Source organism: Rhodoferax sp. (assembly GCF_014859475.1).
GTDB lineage: Bacteria > Pseudomonadota > Gammaproteobacteria > Burkholderiales > Burkholderiaceae_C > Rhodoferax.
Genome location: NZ_JACUUE010000096.1, coordinates 1 through 9,335 on the forward strand (window position 1 = coordinate 1; position 9,335 = coordinate 9,335).

Here is a 9,335-nt window from a genome sequence, read left to right on the forward strand (position 1 = left end):
GCGTCACTGCGTTCGCAATGACGGGGCTGTTCATGGAAAGCGAAGCGCGGCAGTCTATGCAGGCCGGGGTCATGGATTGCTTCACTGCGTTCGCAATGACGGTCGCTTTCGCAATGACGGGGTTGTTCATGGAAAACGCAGTGTGGCGATCCATGTCTTCGGAATCTTTCACGTTAAACTAATAACCCAATAGTCATTAACCTCATGTCAAGCACCACACACCATGCCCAGCCCCAAGCCGTCACGTTGACCGACGGGCAGGCACGCCGTTCGCGCCGCAAAGGCGCGCGTCCGGGCGAACTGCTGGCCGCCGCGCTGGACCTGTTCGTGGAAAAGGGGTTTGCTGCCACCCGCGTCGAGGAAGTGGCGGCACGCGCCGGGGTGTCCAAGGGCACGCTGTTTCTGTATTTTCCCAGCAAGGAAGAGCTTTTCAAAGCCGTGGTGCGCGAGAACATTTCCGGCCGCTTTGCCGAGTGGAACGAAGCGTTCGACCGCTTTGATGGCAGTACCCAGGACATGCTGCGTTATTGTTTGTTCAACTGGTGGGAGCGCCTGGGCAGCAGCAAAGCCAGCGGCATCCCCAAACTGATGATGAGCGAAGCGCAAAACTTCCCGGAACTTGCCAGCTTCTACCAGCATGAAGTGATGCAGCCCGCCAACACCCTGATCCAGCGCATCCTGCAACGCGGCGTGGTGCGTGGCGAGTTTCGCGCGATGGACTTGCGCTATGGCGCCTATCTGGTGATGGCACCCATGCTGTTTCTGGCGTTGTGGAAACATTCCCTGGGCACCTGTTGCGACGCCCCGGCGCAGCTCGACCCGCAAAGTTATCTGACAGCGCAACTCGACATGCTGTTGCATGGTTTTTGCGCGCAAACTCCCTCCAATCACTGACGCCGCGGCGCACACACTGACATGAAACCCTGGATCAAATGGACGCTTGGCGGCCTCGTGGTGGCTTTGCTGGTGGCTGGCACCCTGCGCACGCTGTCAGCACGAAAAGCCCGCCAGACCGCACTGGAAGCACAACAGGCGGCACAACAATCGCAAGTGAGCATCAATCTGGCCGCCAGCGACCTGGTACAGGTAAAGAACCTTGAATTGACGCAAACCGTGTTGATTTCAGGCCCCCTCAAGGCTGTCAACACAGCGCTGGTGAAGGCACGCATTGCTGGCGAGTTGCGCGGCCTGAGCGTGCGCGAGGGCGACAGCGTGACCGCTGGCCAGGTGGTGGCCCACATCGACCCCACCGAGTCCGACGCACGCGTGCGCCAGGCGCGCCAGCAGGCCGCAGCCGCCAAGGCGCAGGTGGACATTGCCCAGCGCAATTTCGACAACAACCAGGCGCTGGTGGCGCAGGGCTTTATCTCCAGCACGGCGCTCGAATCATCGCAAGCCAGCCTGGCGAGCGCCCAGGCCAATTACGCCGCTGCGCAATCGGGCGCCGACGTGGCAGCCAAGGCGCTGGCCGACACCGTGTTGCGCGCGCCCATCAGCGGGCAAATTTCGCAGCGCCTGGCGCAACCGGGCGAGCGCGTGTCGGTAGATACCCGCGTCGTCGAGATTGTCGACAACCGGCAACTGGAGCTCGAAGCCAGCCTGAACGCGGCCGACTCGCTGCTGGTCAAGGTGGGGCAAAGCGCCCAACTGACACTGGACGGTACCCAGCAGGCCGTCAGCGAAAAGGTGGTGCGCATCAACCCCAGCGCCGCCGCTGGCAGCCGCGCCGTGCTGGTTTATCTAAGCATCGCTCCGCAAATTGGCTTGCGCCACGGCCTGTTTGCCCAGGGTCATCTGCGTGTGGGCCGTGTGCAAACGCTGGCCCTGCCCTTGAGCGCGGTGCGCACCGACAAGCCGCAACCCTATGTGCAGCTGGTCAGCCAGAACCAGGTGCAGCACCTCAACGTGGGCTTGGGCGCGCGCGGTGAGGCAGACGGCAGCACCCTGGTGGCAGTCACCGGCGTGCCCGAGGGCAGCGTGGTGATTGACGGCAGGGTCGGCAGCCTGCGCGCCGGGACACTGGTGAGGCTGGCTGGCGCTGCCACAGGGAAGCCCTGAATGTGGTTCACCCGCGTCAGCCTGCACAACCCCGTTTTTGCCACCATGGTCATGCTGGCCCTGGTGGTGCTGGGCCTGTTTTCCATGCAGCGGCTGCAGGTGGACCAGTTCCCCAACGTCGATTTCCCGGTGGTGGTGATCAGCACCGACTACCCCGGCGCCTCGCCCGAGATTGTCGAGAGCGAAGTCACCAAAAAAATAGAGGAAGGTGTCAATTCGATTGCCGGCATCAACGCCCTCACTTCGCGCTCATATGAGAGTCAGTCGGTGGTCATCATCGAATTCGGCCTGCACATGGACGGCCGCAAGGCCGCTGACGACGTGCGTGAAAAAGTGGCCGCCATCCGCCCCACGTTGCGTGACGAAGTCAAGGAACCGCGCGTGCTGCGCTTCGACCCGAGCAGTCGCGCCATCTGGTCGGTGGCGGTGCTGCCCGACGCCAGCGCGGGCGCCGCTTTCAATGCGGTCGAGCTCACCAGCTGGGCCGATCAGACGCTCAAAAAGCGGCTGGAAAACGTGCGCGGCGTCGGCTCCGTGGCCCTGGTGGGCGGCAGCCAGCGCGAGATCAATATTTACCTGAATCCCCAGGCCCTGGCCGCGTTCGGCATCACGCCCGAGCAGGTGGCCAATGCCGTGCGCAATGAGAACCAGGACTATCCGGTGGGCAGCATCCGCGCAAGCGACCAAGACCGGGTGCTCCAGATCGCCGCGCGTGTGCAGCGCCCAGAGGACTTCGGCCGCATCATCATCACGCGTAAAAATGGCGCCCCGGTGCGCGTTGACCAGGTGGCCGAGGTGAAGGACGGATCACAGGAGATCGAGAGCCTGGCGCTCTACAACGGCCAGCGCACGCTGCTGCTGAACGTGCAAAAGTCTCAGGACGAAAACACCATTGCCGTGGTCGATGGCCTCAACAAAACCCTGGCCGAGCTGCAGCAGCAATTGCCCCCCGGCATCAAGCTGACGCAAATCACCGACGGCTCGCGGCAAATCCGGGTGTCGGTGTCCAACGTGCGGCAAACCCTGTTCGAGGGCGCGCTGCTCACCGTGCTGATCGTGTTCTTGTTTTTGAACTCCTGGCGCTCCACCGTGATCACCGGTCTGACCTTGCCGATTGCCCTGATCGGCACGTTTTTCTTCATGAACCTGCTGGGTTTCACCATCAACATGATCACCATGATGGCGCTGAGCCTGTGCGTGGGCTTGCTGATCGACGACGCCATCGTGGTGCGCGAAAACATCGTGCGCCATGTGCAAATGGGCAAGGGCGCGTTTGATGCGTCGATGGACGGCACCGCTGAAATTGGCCTGGCGGTGTTTGCCACCACGCTGTCGATCGTGGCGGTGTTTTTGCCGATCGGCTTCATGGGCGGCATCATCGGCAAGTTCTTCCACGAATTCGGCCTGACGATTGTGGCGGCGGTGCTGATCTCGATGTTTGTCAGCTTCACGCTCGACCCCATGCTATCAAGCATCTGGCACGACCCCAGCATCGAGGCCCATGGCAAGCACCTGGCCCCGCGCACGCTGTACGACAAAACCATCGGGCGCATCACCGCGCTGTTTGACCAGGGCACCGACGCGCTGGTTGATGTGTACCAGCGCATCCTGCGCTGGGCGCTGGACCACAAGATCAGCACGGTGTTGCTGGCGCTGACCATTTTTGTCGGCAGTTTGTTCATGGTGCCACTGCTGGGCACCGAGTTCGTGCCGAAGTCGGACTTTTCCGAGACCAACCTCACCTTCAACACGCCGGTGGGCTCGTCGCTGGAAGTGACCGAAGCGCGGGCGCGCCAAGTGGAAGGCATCATCCGCAGCTTTCCCGAGGTCAACTACACGCTAACCACCATCAACACCGGCAACGCGCAGGGCAAGATGTACGCCAGCATCTACATCCGCCTGGTGGACCGCAAGCAGCGCACGCGCAGCGTCGATGAGATGTCCACCGTGCTGCGCCAGCGTTTGCGCGAAGTGCCGGGCATCAGCGTCAGCCACGTTGGCTTGCTCGACCCGGTGGGCGGGCAAAAGCAGATTGCCTTCTCCATTCAGGGTGCCGACATGGGCGAACTGTCACGGCTGAACGCGCTGGCGCTGGAAAAAATACGCAACGTGCCAGGCTTGGTGGATGTGGACTCCAGCCTGAAACCCGACAAGCCCACGCTCGACGTGCAGGTGCGCCGCGACGTGGCATCCGACCTGGGCCTGAGCGTGGCACAAATCGGCAACAGCCTGCGCACGCTGGTGGCCGGCCAGACGGTGGGCAACTGGCGCGCGCCTGACGACCAGACCTACGACGTCAACGTGCGCCTGTCGCCGCAGTCGCGCAAGCAGCCGCAAGACCTCAACACCCTGCCCTTCACCGTGGGCATCCAGGCAGACGGCAGCGCCCGCGTGGTTCGGCTCGACCAGGTAGCCAGCGTCATCGAGGCCACGGGCAGCAACCAGATCAACCGGCGCGACCTGATGCGCGAAGTGGCCATCACCGGCAATGTGTCGGGGCGCTCGGCCGGCGAAGTGTCTGCCGACATCAGATTAGCCATGGACAGCATTGCCATGCCGCCCGGTTACAGCTACAAGTTCAGCGGCTCGGTGAAAGACATGGCCGAGGCCTTTAGCTACGCGCTGTCGGCGCTGGCGCTGGCGGTGATCTTCATCTACATGATTCTGGCCAGTCAGTTCAAGAGCTTTTTCCAGCCACTGGCGCTCATGACGGCACTGCCGCTGACATTGATCGGCGTGGTGCTGGCGCTGATGCTGTTCAACTCAACGCTGTCGATGTTCTCGGTGATCGGCGTGGTGATGCTGATGGGCCTGGTCACCAAGAACGCCATTTTGCTGGTGGACTTTGCCATTCGGGCGCGCGCGGACGGCTCGAGTCGGCACGACGCCCTGCTGATAGCAGCCAAGGTGCGCTTGCGCCCCATCCTGATGACCACGCTGGCCATGATTTTTGGCATGCTGCCGCTCGCGTTGGCGCTGTCCGAGGGTTCCGAGATGCGGGCTCCCATGGGCCAGGCGGTCATTGGCGGCGTCATCACATCGTCACTGCTGACGCTGGTGGTGGTGCCGGTGGTTTATTGCTACATGGATGATTTGGCGCAATGGTTAAGCAAATGCTGGCGCAAACCTGCTGTAACGCCATTACCAGTCAGGGACATTGACCTTCCCACCCGCTAAAATCGCCAGATTCCGTTAACATACCCCCAGGAGTACTCAGATGAACTTGCAAAACGTGGAACAAGCCCGCTTCAACATGATCGAGCAACAAATCCGTCCGTGGAACGTCAGCGACCCGGCCGTGCTTGGGTTGCTGTCGAGCGTGAAGCGCGAGGACTTCGTGCCACTGGCGCAAAAATCCCTGGCCTTCGTTGACATGGCCATTGCCCTGCCCGGCGGCCAAAGCATGTTGCCACCCCGCGTGCAGGCCCGCTTGCTGCAGGATGCCGCCGTCCAACCGACCGACAAGGTGCTGGAAATCGGCACCGGCTCGGGCTACATGACGGCGCTGCTGGCGCACCAGGCGCAACGCGTGATCTCGCTGGAAATCAACCCCGAAATTGCCGACATGGCCCGTGCCAACCTGCAGCGTGCAGGCATTCACAACGCTGAGGTGCGCCAGGCTGACGGCTCCAAAGGCACCCCTGCAGAGGCACCATTTGATGTGATTGTGCTGGGTGGTTCTGTTGCCGAAGTGCCTCAGGCGCTGCTGTCGCAACTCAAGATTGGCGGCCGACTGGTGGCCATCGTGGGCGAGGAGCCCATCATGCACGCGCAAGTGGTCACACGCAGCAGCGAAACCAATTTCAACAGTGTCGAACAATGGGACGACAACGCACCACGCCTGCTCAACTTCCCGCAGCCGGACACTTTCAAGTTTTAAACATGGTTACACAAGTTCGCCCGATTCAACTCAAAGACTGGCTCGATGCCGTGCGCGGCCACGGCGACCCGGTGGTGCTCGACGTGCGCGAGCCCCACGAGTTGCGCACCGCCAGCATCAAGGCCGATGGCTTTGAGCTCATCACCATTCCAATGGGTGTGATCCCGCCGCGCCTCAACGAGCTCGACCCCCGGCAACCCGTGGCCTGCCTGTGCCATCATGGTGCGCGCAGCATGCAGGTAGCCAACTTTCTGAAGGCACGCGGCTTCCAGCACGTGGCCAATGTGGCGGGCGGCATCAACGCCTGGTCGTCCGAAGTGGACCCCAGCGTGCCGCGCTACTGATTCGGGTCTTCGCCAATTCCCCCGCGCGGCCCTTTATTGGCACTCTATTTCAGGCACATCATCATGAACTTGCGTCAACTCCCGCTTGCCCTGGCCCTGACTGTCGCCTGCGTGCTGCCCGCACAGGCCCAAAGCCTGGTGGAGCTCTATGACGCGGCGCGCGGCTTTGATGCCAGCTACCAGTCGGCCAAGTCGCAGTATGAGGCCAACCTGTCCAAGGCGGAGCAAGCCAGGGCAGGGCTGCTGCCCACGGTCGGCCTTAGTGCGGGCGTCAATCGTGCCAGCATCGACAACACGCAGGCCGGCCAAGACCGCAGCTACGGCAGCCAAAGCGCCACCCTGAGCGCCAGCCAGCCCTTGTACCGCCCCGCCAACACCGCCACGGCTGCGCAAGGCGAAAAGTCGGTGGGCGTGGCGCAGGCACAGCTGCAGGCAGCCGACCAGGAACTGATCGTTAGCGTCAGCCAGGCCTACTTTGACGTGCTCGCCTCCAGTGACAACCTGAACTTTGTCAAGGCCCAAAAGTCAGCCGTGTCCGAGCAACTGGCCTCCGCCAAGCGCAACTTCGAAGTCGGCACTGCCACCATCACCGACACCCGCGAGGCGCAAGCCCGTTTCGACCTGGTCCTGGCTCAGGAAATTGCTGCCGAGAACGACTTACGCGTCAAAAAATTGGCGCTGGATCAACTCACGGGCAAAACCGGTGCGGCGCCCAAGCCGCTGGCCGTGCCCGTGGTGATTGCCCCCGTGGCACCAGCTGACGTGACCACCTGGGTAGCCCAGTCGGAAGCCATGAGTCCGGCCGTGCGTCAGGCCCAGCTGGGCCTGGAAGTAGCCCGGCTCGAGACCCAAAAAGCGCAGGCTGGCAACAAACCCACGCTGGATTTGAACGGCAGCTACAACATCACCAAAAACAACGGGACGCCCAGCGCATCGCAGGACTACCGTACCAATGTGGCCGCCGTCGGCTTGAGCTTTAATTTACCGCTGTTTGCCGGCTATGCCATTCAAAACCGCATCAAGGAAACGCTGGCTCTCGAAGACAAGGCGCGCAGCGATCTGGACGCCGCCAAGCGTGGTGTGGCCCAAGCCACGCGCACCGCGTTTTTTGGCGTCGAATCGGGCCTGGGCCAGGTCAAGGCGCTGGAAGCCGCCGAAGCCTCCAGCCAGAGCGCGCTCGATGCGACCCAATTGGGTTATCAGGTCGGTGTGCGCATCAACATCGATGTACTCAACGCCCAGACAGCGCTGTTCGACACCAAGGCCAAGCTGGCCAAGGCCCGCTACGACGTGCTGCTGGGCGGCCTCAAGCTGCGCCAGGCCAACGGCACACTCACGGCGGACGACTTAAACGCCGTCAACGCCTTGCTGGCCAAGTAGTTTCAGCAACGCCTGCGTGGTGCGCTCGACGGCACCCCGGTTTTGCCCGGAAAAGTCGGCGCTGGCTTGGCCCATGGTTTGGTGCAGCGCCTGATTGAGCGCCACATCACACGCAGCAACAACGCCCTGCGCTAGCTCCTGAACCCGCTGCGCTGCACCCGCAACCAGCGCCTGCTCGGCCACCTCGGAAAAGTTGAAGGTATGCGGCCCCATCACCACCGGGCAACCGCAGGCGGCGGCCTCGATCAGGTTTTGCCCGCCCAACGGCTCGAAGCTGCCACCCAGCAAGGCCACATCCGCCAGGCCGTAATACAACGCCATTTCCCCCAGCGAATCGCCGAGCCAGATCGTGGGCATCGCGGTATCTGGCGTGACCGGCCCGCCCTGCCCCCAGCGGCTGCGCCGCTGCACGGCAAAGCCATGGGATTCAATGAGCGCGGCCACCGCATCAAAGCGCTGCGGGTGGCGCGGCACGATGAGCCACTGCACGTTTTGTTGGGGCTGTGCCGTTGCTAGCCCACCGTGCCCGGCCCGACACCACACATGTTCCTTGCGCGGGGACCTCGTCATTGCGAGCGCAGTGACGCAATCCATGACCCCGGACTGCATGGACTGCCGCGCTACGCTCGCAGTGACGACTTCCTTGTTCAAGGTCCGTGTGCGGTATCGGGCCAGGTACGGATGGCTCGCAATGACGGGGGCGGGGTCGGTCTGCCCGATAGCGCCAGTTTCAGCGGGCTCACCATAACGCTTCAATATTTCCAGTAGCGCCAGCTCTTCACCCTCGCGCGAGCTGGCGAACATCACCACCGGCCGGTCCAGTTGCGAGCGCCAGGCTTTACCCTGCGCCACTTGAGCAGCATCAGGCGTGGCATCGAACTTGAGGTTGCCCAGCACGCCTTCAACCTTTGCGCCCAGAGACCGCAGCCGCTGCGCATCTTGTGCCGTTTGCGCCCACACGCCGGTCAGTGCCGCATAGGCCGGACGCGCCAGCCAGGCCAGGCGCTGCGTCTTGCGCAATGACTTGTCGCTCAGGCGCGCATTGACCAGCACCAGCGGCACACCCAGGTAGTCGCATGCCGCCACCAGATTGGGCCAGACCTCGGTTTCCATCAAAATGCCCAGATCAGGTTTGAAATGCGACAGAAAGCGCGTCACCGCAGTCGGCGTGTCCCACGGCTGCCAGGCTTGCAAGTCACCGTCTTCAAGAAGTTTCAGGCCTTCAGCACGACCGGTCGCGGTACCGTGGGTGAGCAGCAAGCGCAGCTGCGGCAACTGCTGGCGCAACGCGGCGACCAGCACAGCAGCGGCCCGGGTCTCGCCCAAAGACACGGCGTGAATCCAGACCGTGGGGCCGCCGTGAATTGGCACCGGCTGCCCGTAGCGGCCAAAGCGTTCCCCGATGAATTGCCCGTAACCCGGTTCCTGCACGCTGCGGCGCCTCAGTTTGCGCCTGAGCAGCGGCTGGGCCAGCCACATGAACCAGGAATAAAGCCAGCGGATCATGCGTTTGGCGTGGGGGGCAACACACCCAGCCAGGCTTGCCAGACGGCATCTACCGAGGGCGTTGGCTGGGCGAATACGCTGCACTGGCGCGGGGCGTAAGTACCAGACGCACCATCGCGAGCCATCCGTACCCGGCCCGATACCGCACACGGACCTTGAACAGAGAC

7 protein-coding genes are annotated in these 9,335 nt (G+C 62.8%); 6 read left to right on the plus strand and 1 reads right to left on the minus strand.

Annotated elements, in window-relative coordinates:
- Positions 1-204 precede the first annotated feature (204 nt).
- The 6 genes from IBX54_RS09435 to IBX54_RS09460 all read left to right on the plus strand — a co-directional run bounded on the left by IBX54_RS09435 (position 205) and on the right by IBX54_RS09460 (position 7,662).
- A complete protein-coding gene (locus tag IBX54_RS09435) occupies positions 205-894 on the plus strand; it encodes a TetR/AcrR family transcriptional regulator (protein ID WP_296542403.1) in 690 nt (229 codons plus the stop codon).
- 21 nt (positions 895-915) lie between these two features.
- Positions 916-2,058 carry an efflux RND transporter periplasmic adaptor subunit gene (locus tag IBX54_RS09440; RefSeq protein WP_296542404.1) on the plus strand — a complete coding sequence of 381 codons (1,143 nt, stop codon included), beginning with the start codon at positions 916-918 and terminating at the stop codon, positions 2,056-2,058.
- Positions 2,059-5,235 (plus strand): efflux RND transporter permease subunit, encoded by a 3,177-nt coding sequence (locus tag IBX54_RS09445; RefSeq protein ID WP_296542405.1) that lies wholly within the window; start codon positions 2,059-2,061, stop codon positions 5,233-5,235. It begins immediately after the preceding gene.
- 40 nt (positions 5,236-5,275) lie between these two features.
- The gene (locus IBX54_RS09450) at positions 5,276-5,938 is read left to right on the plus strand and encodes a protein-L-isoaspartate O-methyltransferase (RefSeq protein WP_296542406.1); all 663 of its coding nucleotides are present in this window, start codon (positions 5,276-5,278) and stop codon (positions 5,936-5,938) included.
- Between the two features lie 2 nt (positions 5,939-5,940).
- Complete coding sequence (locus IBX54_RS09455; protein ID WP_296542407.1) at positions 5,941-6,282, plus strand: rhodanese-like domain-containing protein; 342 nt, start codon at positions 5,941-5,943, stop codon at positions 6,280-6,282.
- A 63-nt stretch (positions 6,283-6,345) separates the two neighbouring features.
- Entirely contained in the window at positions 6,346-7,662 is a 1,317-nt protein-coding gene (locus IBX54_RS09460) for a TolC family outer membrane protein (protein ID WP_296542408.1), read from the plus strand.
- On the opposite strand, the gene IBX54_RS09465 is transcribed toward IBX54_RS09460, so the two are convergent.
- Entirely contained in the window at positions 7,630-9,168 is a 1,539-nt protein-coding gene (locus tag IBX54_RS09465; RefSeq protein ID WP_296542409.1) for a 3-deoxy-D-manno-octulosonic acid transferase, read from the minus strand. The genes IBX54_RS09460 and IBX54_RS09465 overlap by 33 nt on opposite strands.
- Positions 9,169-9,335: the final 167 nt, after the last annotated feature.

Coding starts and splice junctions, on each gene's coding strand:
- IBX54_RS09435 (WP_296542403.1), top strand. CDS start 205: ATGTCAAGCACCACACACCATGCCCAGCCCCAAGCCGTCACGTTGACC.
- IBX54_RS09440 (WP_296542404.1), top strand. CDS start 916: ATGAAACCCTGGATCAAATGGACGCTTGGCGGCCTCGTGGTGGCTTTG.
- IBX54_RS09445 (WP_296542405.1), top strand. CDS start 2,059: ATGTGGTTCACCCGCGTCAGCCTGCACAACCCCGTTTTTGCCACCATG.
- IBX54_RS09450 (WP_296542406.1), top strand. CDS start 5,276: ATGAACTTGCAAAACGTGGAACAAGCCCGCTTCAACATGATCGAGCAA.
- IBX54_RS09455 (WP_296542407.1), top strand. CDS start 5,941: ATGGTTACACAAGTTCGCCCGATTCAACTCAAAGACTGGCTCGATGCC.
- IBX54_RS09460 (WP_296542408.1), top strand. CDS start 6,346: ATGAACTTGCGTCAACTCCCGCTTGCCCTGGCCCTGACTGTCGCCTGC.
- IBX54_RS09465 (WP_296542409.1), bottom strand. CDS start 9,168: ATGATCCGCTGGCTTTATTCCTGGTTCATGTGGCTGGCCCAGCCGCTG.